Raw genomic sequence first — 20,132 nt, 5'->3', positions numbered from 1 at the left:
CGATCCATGGACAGCCCCGGCTATATCGTTCTGTCCCGCCTGGTGGCGCAGAGCCGCGCCACCTCCGTGACCGCCAACAACATCGCCAATGCCGACACCCCCGGCTTCCGCGCCGCGCGTCCGCTGTTCGGCACGGTGCTGGAGCGGCAGCTGGACACGGCGGTGCCGAGCGGTGGCCGCGACCTGGCCTTCGCCCAGGACCGCGCGACCTGGCGCGACACCCTGCCCGGCCCCCTCGCCACCACCGGCAACCCGCTCGACCTCGCTCTGTCCAGTCCGGATGGCTATTTCGCGGTGGAGACGCCGCGCGGCGAGCGCTTCACCCGCGCCGGGCGCTTCACCCTGGACAATGAGGGTCGGGTGGCGACGCAGGAAGGCTTCCCGGTGCTCAACACAGACGGCCAGCCGATTCGCGTGGCCCAGGGCGACAGCCGCATCGAGGTGACGGGCGATGGCATGCTGCGCACGGAGAGTGGCCCGGTCGGCCGGCTGCGCGTGGTGCGCTTCACCGATACCCAGCGGCTGAACGCCGAGGGCGATCGCCTCTTCGCCCGCCCCGAAGACATGCCGGCGGAGCCGATGGAGCGGGCCGGCGTGGTCCAGGGCGCCACGGAGGGCAGCAATGTCCGCCCGGTGATCGAACTGACCCGGATGACTGAGGAGCTGCGCGAATTCCAGTTCGTCGCGCAGATGGCGGAGAAGGAAGCCGAGCGCATGGGCAGCGCCGTCGAACGCATCCTGCGCCGCCGCTGATCCGCGCCAAGAAGAAGGATAAGAAAATGCGCAGCTTGCACATCGCCGGCACCGGCATGATGGCCCAGCAGACCAATGTCGAGGTCATCTCCAACAACATCGCGAATATGAGTACGACAGGCTACAAGCGTCGCCGCGCCGAATTCCAGGACCTGATCTACCAGAACCTTCGGCGCGTCGGCAGCCAGTCGGCCGATACCGGCAGCGTCCTGCCCTCCGGCGCCCAGGTCGGCCTCGGCGTGAAGACCGGCGCGGTGTACCGCATCTCCGAACAGGGCAGCCTGTCGCAGACCGAGAACCGCTTCGACATGGCGATCCGCGGCAATGGCTATTTCCAGATCACCCTGCCGACCGGCGAGACGGCCTACACCCGCGACGGCACCTTCGCCTTGTCGCCGGAAGGCGTGCTGGTGACGGCGGATGGCTATGTGGTGCAGCCGGGCATCAACATCCCCGCCGCGGCGCGCGACGTGACCATCAATGCGAATGGCGAGGTGCTGGCGAAGCTGGATGGCCAGGTGGACCCACAGAATGTGGGGCAGCTCCAGCTTGCCATCTTCGCCAATGAGACGGGGTTGGAGGCGGTCGGCGACAACCTGCTGCTCGCCACCCCCGGCTCCGGCGCCGCGCAGCAGGGTGCGCCCGGGGCGCCGGGCTTCGGCCAGGTGCTGCAGGGCTTCGTCGAGACCTCCAACGTCAATGTGGTGCAGGAGATCACCAACCTCATCACCGCCCAGCGTGCCTATGAGATGAACAGCAAGGTCATCACGTCGAGCGACGAGATGCTCTCCACCGTGTCGCGGCTGCGGTGAACGCCATGCGACGTCTTCTCCTCATCTTCTGCGCCCTGGCCTCCGCCGCCACCGCGGCGGAGCCGACGGCGACGCTGCGCCCCTTCGTCACGCTGGAGGATGCGACGGTGCGGCTGGAGGATCTGTTCGAGGGGCTGGGCGCGCGCGGTGCCACGCCGCTGGGCCCGGCACCTGCGCCGGGTCAGCGCCTGGTGGTGGAGGCGGCGCAGCTGGCGGCCATTGCCCGGCGCAACGCGGTGCCCTGGCAGCCCAGCGGCGGCGCCGACCGCGTGGTGCTGGACCGCCCCGGCCGCGCCGTGGCGCGGGAGGAGGTTATGGAGGCACTGCGCAACGCCCTGCACGCCCAGGGGGTGGATGAGGCAGCGGAGCTGGAGCTGCAGAGCTTCATCGCGCCCCTGGTCCCGGCCGCCGCCTTCGCCCAGGTGATGGTGGAACAGGCGAGCTACGACGAAACGACGCAGCGCTTCGCCGCCAACCTCGCGGTGACGGCGGAGGGCATGGCAACCCAGCGCCTGCGCCTCGCCGGCCGCGCCATCATCACTCATCCCGTGCTGGTGGCCGCGCGCCGCCTGGCGGTCGGCGATGTGCTGGGGCCGGAGGATGTGCGGCTGGTGCGGATGCCGGCCAGCCGCCTTCGGCCCGGCTCGGCGGAGCGGATGGACCAGGCTCTGGGCCAGGCCCTGCGCCGCCCGACCGGGCCCGGCCAGCCGCTGCTGCTCGCCAATCTGTCGCAGCCCCTGGTGGTCGAGCGCGGCCAGACCGTGACGATGCAATACGACATTCCCGGCCTGGCGGTGACCGCCCAGGGCCGCGCCATGGAAGGCGCCGCGCGTGGCGCGGTGGTGCCGGTGATGAACCTCGGCAGCCGGATCGTGGTGGAGGCCCGCGTCATCGGTCCCGGCCGCGTGCGTGTGGAGACTGGTCGATGAGACACTTGCATCTGCTCCCCCTGCTGCTGCTGGCCCTGCCGGCCTGCGAGCGGCTTTCCGAGGTCGGCCGCCCACCGGCGCTGGCCGCCGTCACCAGCCCGACGGCCGCGGCCGGCTACCAGCCGGTGACCATGCCGATGCCCGCGCCGCAGGCCCCGACGCATGGCGGCAACAGCCTGTGGCGCCCGGGCAGCCGCACCTTCCTGCGCGACCAGCGGGCGGCGGCGGTGGGCGATCTGATCACCGTGCTGGTCAGCATCCAGGACACCGCCCAGCTGCAGAACACCACGGAGCGGGAGCGGCAGGGGACGGATACGATGGGCATTCCGCGCCTGCTGGGGCTGGAATCCTCGCTGACCCGGCTGCTGCCCAACAGCATCGATCCCTCCGCCCTGGTGCAGACCAATGGGGCGCAGACCACCAGCGGCGTCGGCACCCTGCGGCGGACGGAAACGGTGACGCTGCGGCTGGCGGCGACGGTCACCCAGACCCTGCCGAACGGCAATCTGGTGGTCTCCGGCCGCCAGCAGGTGCGGGTGAACCACGAGCTGCGAGACCTGCAGGTGACCGGCGTGATCCGCCCGCAGGACATCGCCAGCGACAACACGGTCAAGCACGACCGGCTGGCGGAAGCGCGGATCGCCTATGGCGGGCGCGGCACGCTGTCCGACGTGCAGGCGCCGCGCTACGGGCAGCAGATCCTGGATACCATCCTGCCCTTCTGAGGAAGCGCCCAACGCGCGGCCGGGTCAGCCGCGCAGGAAGGCGAGAAGGTCCTCGGTCAGCCTTTCCTTGTGCGTCTCGGTCAGCCCATGCGGCGCGCCCGAATACTCCACCAGCCGCGATTGCCGGATGCCGGCCGCGGCCGGGCGGGCGGAGGCATCGATCGGCACGGTGGCATCGGCGGTGCCGTGGATGATCAGCGTCGGCACCGTGATGGCCGGCAGGTCGGGCCGAAAATCCGTGGTGGCGAAGGCCGCGGCGCAGGCCAAGGTGGGCTTCAGCCCCGCCAGCATCGCCGTGTTCACCGTCCACTGAACCATGTCGCCGCTGACCGGGGCGGACAGCAGTCCGACGCCATAGAACTGCTTGATGAAGGCGGCGAAGAAGGCCGGGCGGTCGGTCTTCATCTGTACGGTCATCTCGTCGAAGACCGATTGCGGCGTGCCTTCCGGATTGTCGGCCGTCTTCAGCATGTAAGGCACGACGGAGGCGATCAGCCCGGCCTGGCGCACAGTCTTGCCGCCATGCCGGGACATGTAGCGCGCCACCTCGCCGCCACCCATGGAGAAGCCGATGATCGCGGCATCCTGCGCAGAGGTCGCGGCCAGCACATCGGCCAGGTCGTCGGCCAGGGTGTCGTAGTCGTAGCCCGACCAGGGCTGCTCCGACCGGCCGAAACCGCGGCGATCATAGGCGATGACGCGGTAGCCCGCCTCGGCCAGCGCCAGCGCCTGGTCATCCCAGCTGTCGGCCGAAAGCGGCCAGCCGTGGGTCAGTACCACCGGGCGGCCGCTGCCCCAGACCTTGGCATACAGCTTCGTTCCATCGCGGGTCTCGATCGTCGGCATCGGGCGCATCTCCTGCGCTGTGAGCTATCCGAACGCGGCGACGCCGGCCACGTTGCGCGGCCTTCGGCAACGATCCGGGCCGGTGCCAGGGGCGCCGGCCCGGCTCCGTCACACCACCGCCGCGCGGCGGCGCTGCAACAGTTGCAGCAGCACCACGCCGCCGCCGAAGACGATGCCGATGCCATCCGTCACGAAGCCGGGCTGGATCAGCGCCAGCGCCGCGATGAACAGCGCCACCCTCTCCCACATCGGCATCGGCCGCAGCAGATAGGCGTGCAGGGAGGCCGCGAGCAGCAGGCAGCCGGCGGTTGCGCTCGCCACCGCGAACAGCACCTCTCCCCAGGTCCCGATCAGCAGCAGCGCGGGCTGGAAGACGAAGATGAAGGGCACGATGAAGCCCGCCGCGCCGATCTTCATCGCCGCCCAGCCGCTGGTCCACATATCCGTCTTGGCCAGCCCCGCGGCGGCGAACACCGCCAGCGCCACAGGCGGCGTGATCGCCGAGAGGATGGCAAAGTAGAAGGCGAAGAGATGCGCCGCGGGGGCGATCACCCCCATGGCGATCAGCGCCGGCACCAGCAGCGAGACCATGACGATATAGGCCGGCGTGGTCGGCATCCCCATGCCGAGGATGATGCCGGCCATCATGGTCAGCATCAGCGCCAGGACCAGGTTGTTGTCCGCCACATTCACGACAAGCTGGGTGAAGGTGATGCCAAGGCCGGTGAGCGCGATCAGCCCGATGACGATGCCCGCGCAGGCGCAGGCCATGGCGATGCCGAGCGCGTTGCGCGCGCCATCCAGCAGCGCATCCCACACGGCGCCGACCGTCACATGATGGCGGCTGTTGCTGCGCAGCGCGGCGGCGGGGAAACAGGCGAGCGTCGCCACCAGCGCCACCAGCGGCGCGGAATAGCCAGCGAAGAGGCCGACGATGATGACCAGGATGGGCATGAACAGGTGCCAGCTTTCGCGCAGCACCACGCCCAGCTTGGGCACCTCATGGTCCGGCAGCCCGGCGAGACCGGCGCGCTTCGCCTCGAAATGCACGGCGGCGAAGGTCGCCACATAATACAGAAGGGCGGGGATCAGCGCCCAGGTGATGACCTGCAGGTAGCTGACGCCCAGGAACTCCGCCATGACGAAGGCGGCCGCGCCCATGATCGGCGGCATGATCTGCCCGCCGGTGCTGGCCACCGCCTCCACCCCCGCCGCGAATTGCGGGCGGAAGCCGCTGCGCTTCATCAGCGGGATGGTCACCTGCCCCGTCACCATCACATTGGCGACCGCCGAGCCGGAGACCGAGCCGAAGAGCGAGGAGGAGATCACCGCCACCTTGCCAGGGCCCCCGCTGTGGCGGCCGGTCAGTGCCAGGGCGAAATCCATGAACAGCTTGCCGACGCCGGATCGCTCCATGAAGGAGCCGAACAGCACGAAGATCACAACGAAGCCGGCGGAGACCCCGAGGGTGGAACCGAAGATGCCATCCGTCGTCAGGTACAGCTGGTCCAGCATGGCCAGCGGGCCGACATCGGTGAAGAAATAGGACCAGACCAGGAAGACCATGCTGGTGATCGGCAGCGCCCAGCCGATGACGCGGCGCGTCGCCTCCAGGATCAGCGCCACCAGCACCCAGCCGCCGATGATGTCGGCGGGGCGCGGGTCGTCGATATAGGGGATGCGGTTAACCAGCCAGTCGTAATCCACGAACAGCCGGCCCACGGCCCAGATGGACAGCGCGCAGAGCAGCCAGTCCTCCGGCCCCGGGGCGCGCTGCTCGGCATCCTTGCCCTGCCGCAGCGGGAACAGGATGAAGACCAGCGCCATGGCAAACAGCAGATGGGTGCCGCGGAAGATCACCGCCTCGGGCGGCGAGGCGGCGATGGCCCACATGTGGTACACGGCCATCACGGCCGCGATGGTGCCGGCCAGCCCCTGCATGGCACGCGCGTAGGTCATCGCCGTTTTCCCCGTATCCTGAACGCTGCGTCTTCTTGTGTCTGGGCGGATGCATCAGGGCCGGCGACGGAGCTGCCGTGGCAGCCCGTCATCCGGCCCTATGGATCGCCTCGCGCGCCCGACCTGGCCGGGGGCGCTACAGGGTCTCAGCGGTTGGCCGCTTCCTGATAGAAGCGCGCGGCGCCGGGGTGCATCGGCACGCCGATATCGGCCGCGCCCGTCGCCGGCGTGCTGTCGCGCATCGCGTTGACGATGTTGCGCAGCGTGTCGACGTTGTCCCACATCAGCTTCACCATCTGGTAGACCTGATCCGGGTTGCGGTCGCAGTTGGTGATCAGATGCGCGGTGTAGGTGATCTGCACCGGCGTGCCCTGCTGCTGCGGATAGGTATTGGCCGGCAGCGGCGCACCCTGATAGCCCGGATTGATCTCCCGCATCTTGTCCACGTAGCGCGACAGATCGACGATGCGCATGCTGCGCGCGCTCGCCAGGTCCATCACGGAGCTGGCCGGGATGGTGGTGCCCAGGGTGAAGACCTGCGCATGGCCGTCGCGCAGCAGGCCCACCGCATCGGTGTAGCTGGACTGGAAGCTGGCGCGGACGTCGCTGTAGGACATGCCCGCGGCCTGCAGGATGTGCTGCGTCACCACCTCCGCCGTATTGCCGCGCGGCTGTAGCGCGATCGGCCGGCCGCGCAGATCCTCGATCGAGTTGATCCCGGAATCGCCCAGCGCGATCACCTGGAACCACTGCGGATAGAGCGAGCCGATGTTGCAGACATTGCCGACCGCCTCAGGGAAGGGCGCGCGGCCGGCGATGCCGTCGACGGTGCTGATGGAATTGCCGAAGCCGATTTGGGCGCGCCCGCCACCGATGCCGCGCACATTGGCGACACCGGCCCCCGGCAGGGTCTGCACCGTGACGCCGGGAATGGCGCGTTCCCAGATGTTCTTGAGGGCACCCGCGATCGGCACCCAGGCGCCACCCTGCGGGCCGGTCATGAAGCGCAGAGTCTCCTGCGCGGTGGCGGGGGCGGCGAAGGCAACGGCGCCAATCATGGCGCAAGCCGCGGCTGCGGTGCGAATGGACATTTTTGTTCTCCCTGCGGTCATTCTGGATTCCAGTCTGGTATTCCCGAAGCCGAGGCATAGGACAACCCCGTACAGGACCGGCGGACCCACAATTTCGCCACATATCCAGCATTAGTTATTTTGAAATCCGACCAGTGACTGTGCGATACGTCCCACCCTACGGGAATGTCACCATATTCTCATCCGTCGCCAATACCGGCGCCCGATTTCATCCGCATCCCGGCTGGGCTAGCATTCCGCGCGGTCATCGGGGGCGAAGCGGCGGATGTGTGGACGGTACCTGTTGCAGCGCACGCCGGCGGAGCTGGCGACCTATTTCGGCGCCACGAATGCCCTGCCCAACCACCCGCCCTCCTGGAATGTCGCCGTCACGCAGATGAGCCTGGTGGTCCGCCGCCACCCTGAAAGCGGGGAGCGCCACCTGGATGCGCTGCGCTGGGGGCTGGTGCCGCGCTGGGCCAAGGATGCGAAGGACGCGGCCAAGCTGATGAACGCCCGCGCCGAGGGCCTCGCCGAAAAGCCCTCCTTCCGGGAGGCTTTCGAGAAGCGCCGCTGCCTGGTGCCGATGGACGCCTTCTATGAGTGGCGGCAGGAGGGTGCGGCCAAGCAGGCCTATGCCGTGGCGCAGGCCGATGGCATGCCGATGGCCGTCGCCGGGCTGTGGGAGGGCTGGAAGCAGCCCGATGGAAGCTGGCTGCGCAGCTACACCGTCATCACGACGGAGGCGAATGAGAAACAAGCCCTGGTGCATCCCCGCATGCCGGCGATCCTGCCGCCCGAGGTCTGGGACGCCTGGCTCGGCGCTGAACCGGCGGAGCCGGAGGAATTGCTGGAGCTGCTGATCCCTTGCCCGGCCGAGGAGTTGGTGGCCTGGCCGGTGGACAACCGCGTCGGCAAGGTCGCGGAGAACGACGCCCGCCTGCCCCGCCGTGACCCCAAAGCCAGCCCGCCGCCCGAGTTGGACGACGCGCCGCCGGACTGGGTGGGCTAGAATGGCGCTTCCCCCGCGAGAGACCCGCCTTTGATCGAACAATACGGCTGGTCCGATGCCTGGCGGCCGGCCTTTGACGCCCAGGCCAGCCCCGGCCAGATCCCCGGCCGCATCATCGTCCAGCGGCGCGAAGCCAATCTGGTGGCGACCGATCTCGGCATCCTCACCGCCCGGCTGTCCGGCCGCCTGCGGCATGAAGCGCGGGAGGCGGGCTATCCGGCTGCCGGGGACTGGCTGGTGCTGGCGGCCAAGGCCGAGGAGGGCACCGCCACCATCCACGCCGTGCTGCCGCGCCGCACGGCCTTCGTGCGCCGCGCGGCGGATAGCGTGCAGACCTTGCAGGTGATCGCCGCCAATATCGACGTGGTCTTCGTCGTCACCTCGCTCAATGCGGACCTCAATCCGCGCCGGCTTGAGCGTTTCCTGGCCGCCGCCTGGCAAAGCGGCGCGCGACCAGTGGTGGTGCTGACCAAGGCCGACCTGTCCGAGCACCCCGAAGCCCAGGCCGCGGAGATTGCCACGCTGGCCGCGGGCTGCCCGGTGCTGATCGTCTCGGCGCGCCAGGGTCTCGGCCTCGGCGCCATGATGGAGCACATCCAGCCGGGCGAGACCTGCGTGCTGATCGGCTCCTCCGGCGTCGGCAAATCCACGCTGGTGAACGCCCTGCTGGGCGAGGAGCGGATGGCGACCCAGGATATTCGCGCGGCGGATGCCCGCGGGCGCCACACCACCAGTTCACGCCACCTGATCCTGCTGCCGGGCGGCGGGCTGCTGCTCGATACGCCAGGCATCCGCGAGGTCGGGCTGATCGACGCCGAGGCGGGTCTCAGCACGGTCTTCGAGGATATCGAGCAGCTGGCCGGAACCTGCCGCTTCCGCGATTGCAGCCACACCACGGAACCCGGCTGCGCCGTGCGCGCCGCGCTGGAGTCAGGCGCGCTGGATCCCGAGCGTTGGGCGCATTTCCAGAAGCTGGAGCAGGAGGTTATGGCCTCGGGCCAGGCCAAGGATAGGGCGGCGCAGGAGGTGCAGCGGCGTCGCCAGGCGGGGCAGCAACGCGCCTATCGCTCGACCAAGAAGGACCTGCTCGACCCGTCTTCGTGATGACCGGGGGCGCACCACCGCGCCGCCGGATCGCGTTGGGTGAGCGCCTTCACCTTGCCAGGGTTCGTTCATCTCTGAAATGATCCAAATTCGCCGAGGATCTGGATCATGGCAGGCAGGCCCGAAGATGCATTTCCGCGCCACAAGGGGTCCTATCCCCCACACCAGCACTTACGGACCATCACCGAGGCAACGGTAGAAGTCTCGGATGTTTTGGACCTCGTCCACGTCACGCCTGCGGGCTTTGCCTTGAATGCGTTGCTCAACGGCGGACAGATAGAGACGCGGAACTGCGAGGTATTCGGGCGACCTCTGGCCTACTTCTTTATAGGTCGTGCAGCGTATCGTCTGCGTGATGGAGACAAGAAAGCACGGGACGCCGTTCGTTTCCCTGCCGCTTTCGTGGTGGAACCGGACAAGCTACCCCAACCCTATCATGTCTATCCGACCGATACCGGCGCCATGGCGCATGGCCACTTCCCTGGTGTCCTTATGCCCAGCATGACGTTGGAGGCTCATGCACTGGAAAACAACCTTCCCGCCGCGCGGCGCCTCATCACCTGGGCCTTCGGCAATTACGAGCGCTATCTTGACGCCGCGCTCCAGCCCGAACGGGAGTTGGAACAATGGCAAACAGCCGGCCTGAGCTATCTGGCAATCGCGCGCCTGGCCGGGTCCGGACAGAACACCCCGGTCGACGCACGCGCCTCCTCGATCGAGGTAGCCTATTCGGACCATGTTCCCTTGCGGGATCATGGTCGTCTTGTTGTGCTGCCGGATGCGCTTTTGGAAAACCCCCGTAGCGGCGTGAAAAACACGGAGCTGATGGACAGGCTACGGGAGTTCTCGCTGGAGCCACTCACCTACAAATGGAGGCAAGGCGATACGCCGGATTCACATATGGCGGATGTCGCGAGGTTGGTGCGCAAGCATCGTCGTGGCGCGCCTCCGGCACCATGAGCACAGATACCCCCTCGCTCCTGCTGCTGGGCTATGAGTGCCTTGCCGAGCATGGTTTCGCCCTGCCGCTGTTCGGTGCCGCCCGAGGCGCAAACACCTGGTACGTCGCCCAGGCGGATGTGCCGGACGATCCCGCCGCGGTGATCCGGGCTTTCGTACCTTACAATCCCGAAGCGCTGATCCATCTGCGCGAACATCTACATCGAAAGGCGCGGCCCGGCGAACCCTGGTTGGACGTGTTCCTATGGCAGGGCGTTGCGCATGTCGGAACGGCGAAGGAGATCTGGCAGGCGCTGGGAGGGCATCGCGCCGACATCGAAGCCTCAGCGCCGTTCAGCTTTCTGCAGCTCGCGGGACAAGCGGGGCAGAGCACACAGGCCTCGGCCAAGGCTGCATTGGCCTGGTGGCGCGCCGGGCTAGGAGAGTCCCAGGCGAGGGTTTGGCAGTTCGACAGCTATCTGCGCGGCCTCGCCATCCAGGGTTTGCGTCGTGCGCTCGGCGCCCGGGCCCTCGACGATCCGCTACGCACGGCGCTGTTCGATGTGGAGGTGGTGCCGGAGGAGGATGGCGGCACCGTGGTGCTTCCCGTCTGCCTTGCTCATTTCGCCGAATCAGATGAGGCGATGAATTTTGGAGCTCTACGAACCGGCTTCGAGGCGTTCGGTCTGCGTTGGCATGGTGTGCGTGCAAGCCGTGACGCGGACCTTTCACCTGACCTCCAGCGCTTGCCTGAGGGCTTCAGCGAGGCGGGGGTGGAGGAGCTAGTGCTAAGAGGTGAGGCTATCCCCCAGCATTGGGTGCCGCATATCGTCGCGCTGGACTTCCGTAGGACAAGGCTTCGAGAGTTGCAGCCTCTGCGGGATCTGAGCGCTCTGAAAGCGCTTGATCTGTCGGACACGCAGGTCACCGACCTCGCGCCCCTCGCTGGCCTTTCCGCACTCCAAACGCTCGACTGCTCGAACACCCACGTCGCTGACCTCGCGCCCCTCGCCGGCCTCTTCGCGCTCCAGGTTCTAGACTGCTGGAGCACTCGGGTTACCGACCTTGCGCCCCTCGCTACACTCTCCGCGCTCCAAACACTCGACTGTACGAACACGCGGGTCGCAGACCTCGCAGCCCTCTCAGGCCTCTCCGAGCTGCAAACACTATACTGCGGGAACACGCAGGTCACAGACCTCGCGCCTCTCGCTGGCCTCTCCGCTCTTAAATCGCTCTACTGCGCAAACACGCAGGTCGTCGATCTCTCGCCCCTCGCCGGCCTCTCCGCGCTCCAAATACTCCACTGCGCGAACACCCAGGTCGCGGACCTCATGCCCCTCGCTGGCCTCTCCGCTCTCCAAGCGCTGCACTGCGCGAACACGCAGGTCGCCTACCTCCAGCCGCTTGCCGGTCTTAGAAAACTGCGCACGCTAGACATTAGGGCCACTAAAGTTCAAGATATTCTCCCAATTAAATCAAACTCACGATTGAGCGTGCAATTTTGGGATGACGGACTGCGAGCCGTTAGCGATCTGGCGCCTGATGGCAGCCCCGCGCCCCGCTCGCCAGTAGATCGATAGCCGCACGCTAGGCACAGTTAATCTGCGTGTCTATCCATAAGTAGACAGTGCCGGTGGACACGGAGCGGGCATCCACCGGCTCCCGCCCCCTCAGTCGTCCCGATGCACGCGCTCCATCCGCTCGTGGCGCTCCTGCGCCTCGATCGACAGCGTGGCAATCGGGCGGGCCTCGAGCCGGCGCAGGCCGATCGGCTCCCCGGTCTCCTCGCAATAGCCGTAGGTGCCGTTCTCCACGCGCTCCAGCGCCTGGTCGATCTTGGAGATCAGCTTGCGGGCACGATCACGGGTGCGCAGTTCCAGGGCGCGGTCGGTTTCGACGCTGGCGCGGTCGGTCAGGTCGGCTTCGATAATGCCGCCCTGGCCCATGGAGGTCAGGGTCTCGCCCGCCTCCCGCAACAAATCACCGCGCCATTTCAACAGCTTCTGGCGAAAATACTCCAACTGAAGAGGGTTCATGAATTCTTCGTCGCTGCTCGGACGGTAGTCCGGCGGCAAGGTCACCAGCATGGCAGGACTTCCCCAACCCTTGCCACCCGAACCCGGCGCCCGGGGTGGCGAAAGCGGCCGGACCATAGTGGCGGCAATGGGGCGGGTGCAAGGCCTCGTTTCGACGCAAGCTCCTGATCTTCGCCCGCTTTTCAATCAGATGACGGTGCCGCGTCAGGTCGGCGCGCCAGTTCCAGCCGCGCCCGCAGGCGGATTTCCGCCATCAGGGCCGCCAGCCCTGGCTCCAAGCCCGGCTCCGGCGGCCCGGCCAGCGCTTCCAGCCGCGCCCGGCGCCCGGAATCGCCAGGGCCGGCGCGCAGCAGGTCGAGTTGCAATCCGCGCAGTTCATCCAGGGCCTTGCGCGCGCGGCGTTGGGCGCGCTCGGCGGGGGGCTCGGGAGGCGGGGCGGAACCGGAATCCTGCAGGGCGAGCAGCCCGCCCAGCGCGGAAGGGCCGGACAGCGCCGCACTGGCCGCAGTCTCCCCGCCCATCTCCGGCAGCGCGAAGCCGCCGCCGGGGCGCCGCGCCCTGCCGCCACCCTGCACGCCACTGAACCCCGCCGGCCGCACCGGACCCATTGCCATCGCCCACACCCCCAAAAAGCCCGCCACCGGCGGCAGACATCGTCACACCTAGCGGCAGCCCCTGCCCTGCCCCGGCAAACCCTGCCGCCCCAACACCCTGGGAAAGCTGGCATGGCCCTTGCGGAAGCCACCACACGCCCCGCGCCCACTTCCGCGGCGGCGAGGAGGTGCAGTGTGCTGAAGATTCCTTGCCCGAGCATGAGCATCACACCGCAGCGGGCGATTCCGCTGCTGATCCTGCTGCTGTGCCTGTTGCCGGCCCTGGCGATGGGCCAGGTGCGGATCAAGGATATCGCCGATATCGAAGGAATGCGGGAGAATCAGCTGGTCGGCTACGGCCTGGTGGTCGGGCTGAACGGCACCGGGGACAAGCTGCGCTCGGCCGTTTTCACCCGGCAATCGCTGATCGGCGTGCTGGAGCGCCTCGGCGTCAATACTCGCGACCAGGAACGCCAGCTCGATACCCGCAACGTCGCCGCGGTGATGGTCACCGCCAACCTGCCCGCCTTCGCCCGCACCGGCTCGCGCATCGATATTTCCGTCTCGGCCCTCGGCGATGCCACCAACCTCACCGGCGGCATGCTGCTGGTCACCCCGCTGCTCGCCGCGGATGGGGAGGTTTATGCCGTGGCGCAGGGGCCGATCGTCACCGGCGCGGTGTCCGCCCGCGGCGCCGCCGGTTCCGTCACCCGCGGCGTGCCGACCGCCGGCCGCATTGCCAATGGCGCGACGGTGGAGCGGGAGGTCGCCTATGCCTTCGCCGGCGGCGACCGGCTGCGCCTGGCGCTGCGCAACCCGGACCTGACCACGGCGCGCCGCATCGCCGCCGCCATCAATGCCAGCGCCGGCAGCCAGGCCGCGACGGCGACCGACCCGCGCACCGTCAGCGTCTCCCTCACCGGGCGCGATTCCATCGCCTTCATCGCCCAGATCGAGCAGCTTCGGGTGCAGCCGGACCAGATGGCGCGGGTGGTGATCGAGGAAGCCTCCGGCACCATCGTCATGGGCGCCAATGTGCGGCTGTCCACCGTCGCCATCGCCCAGGGCAACCTGACCATCCGCATCACGGAAACGCCGCAGGTGGTGCAGCCCAATGCGCTGGCCGGCGGGCAGACCGCGGTGGTGCCCCGCACGGGCATCGAGGTGGACGACCAGGCGGAACGCCGGCTCGGCATCCTGCGCGGCGGCGTGACGCTGGAGGAGCTGGTGCGCGGGCTGAACGGCCTGGGCGTCGGACCGCGCGACATGATCACCATCCTCCAGACCATCAAGGCCGCCGGCGCGCTGCAGGCCGAGCTGGAGGTGCGCTGAGATGTCCATCGCCGCCCCCCAGACAGCTACCGCACCCCGCCCCATCGCTAGCCAGCGCGGCACGCCCAATACGCCCGAGGCGATGCGCCGCGTGGCGCGGGAATTCGAGGCCCAGGCGCTCGGCGCGCTGTTGCAGCCGATGTTCCAGGGCCTGGACAGCAAAGGCCCCTTCGGCGGCGGCTCGGCGGAGGGCCAGTGGCGCCCGATGCTGGTGGACGCCATCGCCAAGGACCTGGCCAAGGCCGGCGGCCTCGGCATCGCGGATTCGGTGTTTCGGGAACTGACCCGTCTCGCCGGCGCCGCCACGACCCCTTCCACCCAACCAGCTACGGAGACAACCGCCCCATGATGCAGCCCCTGATCGTCGCCGCCCAGCGCCTGAGCGAGGCGCTGCGCGCCGAGAACGAGGCGCTGGCCCGGCTCGACCTGAACAGCGCCGCCGCGCTGGCCCTGCCGAAGCAGCAGGCCTCGGATGCCTTCGCCGCCGCCTTCGACGCGGCGAACCGCACCAATGCCAAGGCCCAGGGCCCGGATCGCGCCAAGGCGGAGGAGCTTGCCGGGCGGCTGCGCGACCTGGGCACCGAGAACCGCCGGCTGCTGGAACGCGCCATCGCGTTGCAATCCCGCGTGATCGAGACCATCGCCGGCGCCACCCGGCCGGTCGGCCCCGGCACCTATGGCGAGCGTGGCCGGCAGCGCGACGGGCGGCATCAGCCGCTGTCCCTCTCCTCCCGCGCCTGAGGGTTTTCCGCAGGGCAGAACCTATCGCCCGGGTGCTTGCCGGATTCCATGCGGGGGCGCAGCTTGCGCGTCCCGCATGCTCCGCCGCAACGCAACATTCCTGGTCATCTCCGCGCTGACCCTGGCTTCGGCCCTCGCCGTCGCGCTGCTGCGCGGCATGGGGGCGGTGCGCCATGCGCTGGACGCGACCTGGGACCTGATCCTGACAGTCCTGCCCTCCATCATCGGGGGCCTGCTGCTCTCCGCCGCGCTGCGCCAGCTTGTGCCGCCGGGGGCACTGGCCCGCTGGATGGGGGCGGAAAGCGGGTTGCGGGGGCTGCTGGTGGCGACGGCGGCCGGCATGGCGATGCCAGGCGGGCCGGTCGCGGCCTTTCCCGTGGTGCTGGTGCTGGCCCAGGCGGGCGCCGATCGCGGCGCGCTGATCGCCTTCGTGCTCGCCTGGTCCCTGAACGGCTTCCAGCGAATCCTGGTCTGGGAATTGCCGATCCTGGGCGCCGATTTTGCCGTGCTGCGCCTGATCTGCGGCCTGCCGCTGCCGGTGCTGGCGGGGCTTTTCGCGCGCTGGATCCCCATTCAATGGACCCCGGCGGATGCCCCCGGGATGCGGGATCGCGGCCAGCCATGAGCATCGGCCAGCTCAGCATCTGGGTCCTGGCTCTGGGCGCGCTGGCGCTGTGCCTGCGGCGCAGCCCGGCGGTGGCACGGCGGGCGGTGGTGGATACGGGAAGTTCGCTTTGGCGCGTCCTGCCGGTGATGCTGATGGCCCTGCCCATGGCGGCCTTCCTGGCAGAGCTAATTCCGGCCGGCTGGGCGGAACGCTGGCTGGGGCCGGATAGCGGCTTCGTCGGCATCCTGCTGGCCTCGGTGGCGGGCGGTGCCATGCCGGGCGGACCCTTCGTCGCCTTCCCGCTGGTGCTGGGCTTCCTGAAGGCGGGGGCCGGGCCTTCCCAGATGGTGGCGTTGATTTCCGGCTGGGCGATCCTGGGGCTGCACAGGACGCTGGCCTGGGAACTTCCCATCCTCGGCGCGCGCTTCATCGTCGTGCGGCTGTTGGCAAGTTTCGCGCTGCCGCTTCTGGCGGGGCTGGCGGCGGAGCTGCTGCTGCCGCTGTTTCCGGGCGTGGCGATGCGCTGAAGCGGTGCGCGCCGTTGCCGCAATCCCGCCGCTTCGGCATAGCATTCCTCACGCATGAACGACGCCATCACATCAGAGACGGACGACTGGCCCGCGCTGCTTGCCGCGCGCCAGGGCGCGCCCGTGCCGCATGGCGCCTTTGGCGACCTGTTCGCGCCGTTGTTCACCATGCCCGAGGCGCCGGATGGCTGCATCGTGATCGGGCGGCTGGCGCAGACCCTGGATGGCCGCATCGCCTGCGCCAATGGCGCCTCCCAATGGATCGGCGGGCGTGGCGACATTCTGCACACCCATCGGCTGCGCGCCCTGTGCGATGTGGTGCTGGTCGGCGGTGGCACGGTGCATCACGACGATCCGCGCCTGACGACGCGGGAAGTGCCCGGCCCCAATCCCGTGCGCGTGGTGCTGGACCCGCGCCGCCGCCTGCCCGCCACGCATAAGGTGTTTGCGGATGGCGCGGCACCGACCCTGCTGGTGACCAGCGCCGAGGGTCCCGCCACCCATGGCCAGGCGGAGGTATTGTATCAGCCGGATGGCCCCGACCTCCCCGCCCTGCTCCGCCAACTCGCGGCGCGGGGACTGCCGAACATATTCGTGGAGGGTGGGGGGCATACCGTCTCCGCCTTTCTCGCCGCCGGCTGCCTCGACCGGCTGCATCTCACGGTGGCGCCGATCATTCTCGGCTCCGGCATCCCCGCCTTCACCCTGCCCAGCGCCGGCCGCATCGCCGATGGGCTGCGCTTCCGCTGGACGCCGCATGCGATCGGGGAGGACATGCTGTTCGACATCGCCCTGCACCGCGCCCGCCCCGGCATCTGCGAGGAGACGACCACGCCATGAAGGCCCAGGCCCTCTGGATCACCGCCCCCTTCCAGGCGGAGCTGCGCGAGCAGGAGTTGGAGGTGCCAGGCCCCGATCAGGCGCTGGTCGTCACCTCGGCCTCCGGCATCTCCCGCGGCACGGAGCGTCTGGTCTTCTCCGGCCGCGTGCCGGAGAGCCAATGGCCGGCGATGCGCGCGCCGCTGCAATATGGCGAATTCCCCGCGCCGCTCTCCTATGGCTATGCCGCCGTCGGCACGGTGAAGGCGGGGCCAGCGCATCTGCACGGCAAGCGCGTCTTCTGCCTGCACCCGCATCACGACGCCTTCGTGGCACCTGCCAGCATGTGCATCCCCATTCCGGACGCCGTGCCGGATCGCCGCGCCGTGCTCGGCGCGAATATGGAAACGGCGGTCAATATCCTGTGGGATGCGCGGCCACTGGTCGGCGAAAGGGTGCTGGTGGTGGGCTGCGGCGTGGTCGGGCTGCTGGTGACCTATCTGCTCGGCCGCATGCCCGGCCTCGACCTCTGGGCCTGCGACACGGATGCATCGCGCCGCGCCATCGCCGAGGATTTTGGCGCCCGGTTCGGCGCGCCGGAGGATATGCCCGGCGAACGCGATCTGGTGATCCATGCCTCCGCCAGTGCCGAGGGTCTGCGCCTTGCTCTGTCGCGCTGCGGCTTCGAGGGCCGTGTGGTCGAGGCCTCCTGGTTCGGTGACCGGCTGGTGGAGCTGCCGCTGGGCGAGGCCTTTCACGCCAAGCGCCTGTCGCTGATCTCCACCCAGGTCGGCCATGTCGCCCCCGCCATGCGCGGCCGGCGGACGCATGGCGACAGGCTGGCGCTGGCCTTGTTGCTGCTGGAGGATGCGCGGCTGGATGCGCTGCTCGGGCCGGACACCGCCTTCACCGACCTGCCGCAGGCGCTTGCCGCCTTGCTGTCGCCGCCATCGGGGGCACATCAGCCGCTCTGCCCCGTCGTGACCTATTTCAAGGAATGAGCCCTTCATGTTCAGCCTGACCGTCGTCGATCACATCATGATCGCGCATTCCTTCCGCGGCGAAGCCTTCGGCCCGGCGCAGCGGCTGCACGGCGCGACCTTCATCGTCGAAGCCGAGTTCCGCGCGCCGCAGCTCGATGACCTGCATCTGCTGGTGGATATCGGCCTGGCCAAGGACCATCTGCGCGCCATCCTGGCGCCGATGGACTACCGCAACCTGGATGCGGAAGATGCCTTCGCCGGCAAGAACACCACCACCGAATATCTCTGCCTGCATATCCATGGCCTGCTGGCCGCGGCCTGCCGCGACGGCGTGCTGGGCGATGGCGGCAAGGCGGTGACCGGCCTGAAGATCCTGCTGCGCGAAAGCCATATCGCCTGGGCCGCCTTCGAGGGGCCCGTCTGACCTTGGATATCGCCTTTCTCGTCCCCGCGCCCTTCGACGCCATTTCGGGCGGCTATGGCTATGACCGCCGTCTGGTCGCGGGGCTGCGCGCGCTCGGCCATGAGGTGACGGTGGTGGAGTTGCAGGGCACGCACCCCCTGCCCGACACGGCCGCCTTAGCCAGTGCCCAGACGGCCCTGCAAAAAGTGCCGGAGGGGGCGCGGATCGTCATCGACGGCCTGGGCCTGCCCGCCTTCCAGCCGGTGCTGGAGGTTTTGGAGCAGCGCGGTGCCGTCGGCCTGATCCATCACCCGACGGCGCTGGAACACGGCAATCCTGGCGAGGTGCGCGATGCGCTGCGCGCGGCGGAACAGGCGATCTTCCCTCGCCTCGCCCGCCTGGTCGCCACCAGCCCGCTGACCGCGCGGCGGCTGGAGCCGGAATTCGGCGCGGACCCCGAGAAGGTTGGCGTGGTAGAGCCGGGCACCGATCCGGCGCCGCGCAGTACCGGTTCCGGTGGTCCTGGCTGCGCCATCCTCGCCATCGGCACGCTGGTGCCGCGCAAGGGGCATGATGTGCTGCTGCGCGCGCTGGGCATGCTCAGCGATCTCGATTGGACGCTGACCATCGCCGGCAGCCCGCGCGACAAGGTGCATGCGGAGGGGCTGCGCGCCTTGGCGGAGGAGCTGGGCCTGACCAGCCGCGTGACTTTCGCAGGCGAGGTCGACCAGCACGCGCTCGATGCGCTCTGGGCCGGCACCGACCTCTTCGCGCTGGCGACGCATTGGGAAGGCTATGGCATGGCGGCGGCCGAAGCCCTCGCACGCGGCGTACCGGTGGCCATCACCGCCGGCGGCGCGATCGCGGAGGTGGTGCCGGTGACGGCAGGGGTGATCTCGCCGCCCGGCAATGTCGTCTCCCTCGGCAAGGCCATGCGCCGCGCCATCTTCGATACCGATCTGCGCGCCGAGATGGCGGAGGCCGCCTGGGCCGCCGGCCAGAAGCTGCCGCGCTGGGAGGATCGCGCCACCGCCTTCCTCGCCGAACTCGACAAGGCAGGCTGAGATGGCGGAGAGTTTTGACGGCGACTGGCTGGAATTGCGGGAGCCGCATGACGCCGCCGCGCGCAATCTGGACCTCGCGCAACGTCTGGCGGAGGCGCTGCCGGCGCGGCCGCGCATTCTCGATCTCGGCGCCGGCACAGGTTCGCTGCTGCGCTGGCTGGCGCCGGCGATCGGCCGCGCCCAGGCCTGGACGCTGGTGGATGCGGATGGCGGGCTGCTGAGCCGCGCCTTCACCACCACCGCGGACTTCGCCGAGGCGATGGGCTGGCCCGCCACCTATGCCTCCCGCAAGACGCTGCTGGTGCATGCGCCGGGCGGGGCCTGGCGGGTGGAAGGGCTGGTCGCCGATCTGCGCGACGCGCCGCAGGGCCTGCCGCTGGCCCAGGTGGATGCGGTGGTGAACACCGCGCTCTGCGACCTGGTGTCCGAGGACTGGATCTTTCGCATCGCCGCCGCCTGCGCCAAGCGCCGCTTGCCCTTCTACGCCGCGCTGAACGTGACGGGGCGGGAGCGCTTCGACCCGCCGCATCCCACCGATGCGCTGGTGGCGCGCGGCTTTGGGCGTGACCAACTGCGTGACAAGGGATTTGGCGGCATCGCACTCGGCGCGCGCGCGCCCGCCGTCATCGCCGCGGCCTTCGCGGCGCAGGGCTATGCCGTGCATCGCGCGCCGAGCGACTGGCGGATCCCGCGCCAGGACCCGGAGATAGCCGCCGCCATTGCCAGCGGCCATGCCCGCGCCGCCATGCAGCAGGATCGCCGCGCACGGCCAAAGCTGCTGAACTGGGCGGTGGACCGCCGCGCCCAGGCCGGGCTTTCCCGGTTGTCGGTGCGCATTGGCCATGCGGATATCCTGTGCCTGCCGTCCAAGGAGTAAG

General features: G+C 69.1%; 23 protein-coding genes. 18 read left to right on the top strand and 5 right to left on the bottom strand.

The window, feature by feature from the left end; all coding sequences use genetic code 11:
- The first annotated feature begins 6 nt into the window (after positions 1–6).
- From ACVFYP_RS05625 to flgH, 4 genes are read left to right on the top strand one after another with little or no spacing between them, the layout of a single operon-like run.
- Positions 7–753, top strand: a complete 747-nt coding sequence (locus ACVFYP_RS05625; RefSeq protein ID WP_499199137.1) for a flagellar hook basal-body protein — start codon at positions 7–9, stop codon at positions 751–753.
- A 26-nt stretch (positions 754–779) separates the two neighbouring features.
- On the top strand, positions 780–1,565 hold the full coding sequence (gene flgG, locus ACVFYP_RS05620) for a flagellar basal-body rod protein FlgG (RefSeq protein ID WP_499199136.1): 786 nt from the start codon (positions 780–782) through the stop codon (positions 1,563–1,565).
- A 5-nt stretch (positions 1,566–1,570) separates the two neighbouring features.
- Positions 1,571–2,494, top strand: coding sequence for a flagellar basal body P-ring formation chaperone FlgA (flgA, locus tag ACVFYP_RS05615; RefSeq protein WP_499199135.1), 924 nt, complete (start codon positions 1,571–1,573; stop codon positions 2,492–2,494).
- Positions 2,491–3,219: a flagellar basal body L-ring protein FlgH gene (flgH, locus tag ACVFYP_RS05610; protein WP_499199134.1), complete on the top strand. Its 729-nt coding sequence runs from the start codon at positions 2,491–2,493 to the stop codon at positions 3,217–3,219. The genes flgA and flgH overlap by 4 nt, the downstream gene beginning before the upstream one ends.
- Positions 3,220–3,243: 24 nt before the next feature.
- Here flgH and ACVFYP_RS05605 read toward each other — a convergent pair whose 3' ends face one another.
- The 3 genes from ACVFYP_RS05605 to ACVFYP_RS05595 form a co-directional block, all read right to left on the bottom strand.
- Positions 3,244–4,065 (bottom strand): alpha/beta fold hydrolase, encoded by an 822-nt coding sequence (locus ACVFYP_RS05605; RefSeq protein WP_499199133.1) that lies wholly within the window; start codon positions 4,063–4,065, stop codon positions 3,244–3,246.
- A gap of 108 nt (positions 4,066–4,173) precedes the next feature.
- Positions 4,174–6,024 (bottom strand): TRAP transporter permease, encoded by a 1,851-nt coding sequence (locus ACVFYP_RS05600; protein WP_499199132.1) that lies wholly within the window; start codon positions 6,022–6,024, stop codon positions 4,174–4,176.
- Positions 6,025–6,170: 146 nt separating this feature from the next.
- The gene (locus tag ACVFYP_RS05595) at positions 6,171–7,115 is read right to left on the bottom strand and encodes a TAXI family TRAP transporter solute-binding subunit (RefSeq protein WP_499199131.1); all 945 of its coding nucleotides are present in this window, start codon (positions 7,113–7,115) and stop codon (positions 6,171–6,173) included.
- 265 nt (positions 7,116–7,380) lie between these two features.
- Between ACVFYP_RS05595 and ACVFYP_RS05590 the strand changes: the two genes are divergently transcribed.
- The 4 genes from ACVFYP_RS05590 to ACVFYP_RS05575 all read left to right on the top strand — a co-directional run bounded on the left by ACVFYP_RS05590 (position 7,381) and on the right by ACVFYP_RS05575 (position 11,729).
- A complete protein-coding gene (locus ACVFYP_RS05590; protein WP_499199130.1) occupies positions 7,381–8,106 on the top strand; it encodes an SOS response-associated peptidase in 726 nt (241 codons plus the stop codon).
- A gap of 30 nt (positions 8,107–8,136) precedes the next feature.
- Positions 8,137–9,210, top strand: coding sequence for a ribosome small subunit-dependent GTPase A (gene rsgA / locus ACVFYP_RS05585; RefSeq protein ID WP_499199129.1), 1,074 nt, complete (start codon positions 8,137–8,139; stop codon positions 9,208–9,210).
- 108 nt (positions 9,211–9,318) lie between these two features.
- Complete coding sequence (locus ACVFYP_RS05580; RefSeq protein ID WP_499199128.1) at positions 9,319–10,170, top strand: hypothetical protein; 852 nt, start codon at positions 9,319–9,321, stop codon at positions 10,168–10,170.
- Entirely contained in the window at positions 10,167–11,729 is a 1,563-nt protein-coding gene (locus ACVFYP_RS05575; RefSeq protein ID WP_499199127.1) for a leucine-rich repeat domain-containing protein, read from the top strand. The genes ACVFYP_RS05580 and ACVFYP_RS05575 overlap by 4 nt, the downstream gene beginning before the upstream one ends.
- Positions 11,730–11,819: 90 nt before the next feature.
- Here ACVFYP_RS05575 and dksA read toward each other — a convergent pair whose 3' ends face one another.
- Both dksA and ACVFYP_RS05565 read right to left on the bottom strand, forming a co-directional pair.
- Positions 11,820–12,233: an RNA polymerase-binding protein DksA gene (dksA, locus tag ACVFYP_RS05570; RefSeq protein WP_499199546.1), complete on the bottom strand. Its 414-nt coding sequence runs from the start codon at positions 12,231–12,233 to the stop codon at positions 11,820–11,822.
- 134 nt (positions 12,234–12,367) lie between these two features.
- Positions 12,368–12,799, bottom strand: coding sequence for a flagellar assembly protein FliX (locus tag ACVFYP_RS05565; RefSeq protein ID WP_499199126.1), 432 nt, complete (start codon positions 12,797–12,799; stop codon positions 12,368–12,370).
- Positions 12,800–12,997: 198 nt separating this feature from the next.
- On the opposite strand from ACVFYP_RS05565, the gene ACVFYP_RS05560 reads away from it, so the two are divergent.
- From ACVFYP_RS05560 to ACVFYP_RS05515, 10 genes are all read left to right on the top strand, one after another.
- Complete coding sequence (locus ACVFYP_RS05560; RefSeq protein ID WP_499199125.1) at positions 12,998–14,110, top strand: flagellar basal body P-ring protein FlgI; 1,113 nt, start codon at positions 12,998–13,000, stop codon at positions 14,108–14,110.
- A gap of 1 nt (position 14,111) precedes the next feature.
- Entirely contained in the window at positions 14,112–14,459 is a 348-nt protein-coding gene (locus ACVFYP_RS05555; protein ID WP_499199124.1) for a rod-binding protein, read from the top strand.
- Positions 14,456–14,851: a hypothetical protein gene (locus ACVFYP_RS05550; protein WP_499199123.1), complete on the top strand. Its 396-nt coding sequence runs from the start codon at positions 14,456–14,458 to the stop codon at positions 14,849–14,851. The genes ACVFYP_RS05555 and ACVFYP_RS05550 overlap by 4 nt, the downstream gene beginning before the upstream one ends.
- A gap of 76 nt (positions 14,852–14,927) precedes the next feature.
- Positions 14,928–15,476: a permease gene (locus ACVFYP_RS05545; RefSeq protein ID WP_499199122.1), complete on the top strand. Its 549-nt coding sequence runs from the start codon at positions 14,928–14,930 to the stop codon at positions 15,474–15,476.
- On the top strand, positions 15,473–15,985 hold the full coding sequence (locus ACVFYP_RS05540) for a hypothetical protein (protein WP_499199121.1): 513 nt from the start codon (positions 15,473–15,475) through the stop codon (positions 15,983–15,985). Before ACVFYP_RS05545 ends, ACVFYP_RS05540 begins: the two co-directional genes overlap by 4 nt.
- A gap of 54 nt (positions 15,986–16,039) precedes the next feature.
- Entirely contained in the window at positions 16,040–16,825 is a 786-nt protein-coding gene (locus ACVFYP_RS05535) for a RibD family protein (RefSeq protein WP_499199120.1), read from the top strand.
- Complete coding sequence (locus ACVFYP_RS05530; RefSeq protein ID WP_499199119.1) at positions 16,822–17,805, top strand: zinc-dependent alcohol dehydrogenase; 984 nt, start codon at positions 16,822–16,824, stop codon at positions 17,803–17,805. The genes ACVFYP_RS05535 and ACVFYP_RS05530 overlap by 4 nt, the downstream gene beginning before the upstream one ends.
- A gap of 7 nt (positions 17,806–17,812) precedes the next feature.
- A complete protein-coding gene (locus ACVFYP_RS05525; RefSeq protein WP_216876660.1) occupies positions 17,813–18,211 on the top strand; it encodes a 6-pyruvoyl trahydropterin synthase family protein in 399 nt (132 codons plus the stop codon).
- Between the two features lie 2 nt (positions 18,212–18,213).
- The gene (locus ACVFYP_RS05520; protein WP_499199118.1) at positions 18,214–19,254 is read left to right on the top strand and encodes a glycosyltransferase family 4 protein; all 1,041 of its coding nucleotides are present in this window, start codon (positions 18,214–18,216) and stop codon (positions 19,252–19,254) included.
- A gap of 1 nt (position 19,255) precedes the next feature.
- Positions 19,256–20,131 carry a class I SAM-dependent methyltransferase gene (locus ACVFYP_RS05515; RefSeq protein ID WP_499199117.1) on the top strand — a complete coding sequence of 292 codons (876 nt, stop codon included), beginning with the start codon at positions 19,256–19,258 and terminating at the stop codon, positions 20,129–20,131.
- The last annotated feature ends 1 nt before the right edge of the window (position 20,132 follow it).

It is taken from the genome of Roseomonas sp. F4 (assembly GCF_053891155.1).
This window is presented reverse-complemented; position numbering and strand designations above follow the sequence as displayed.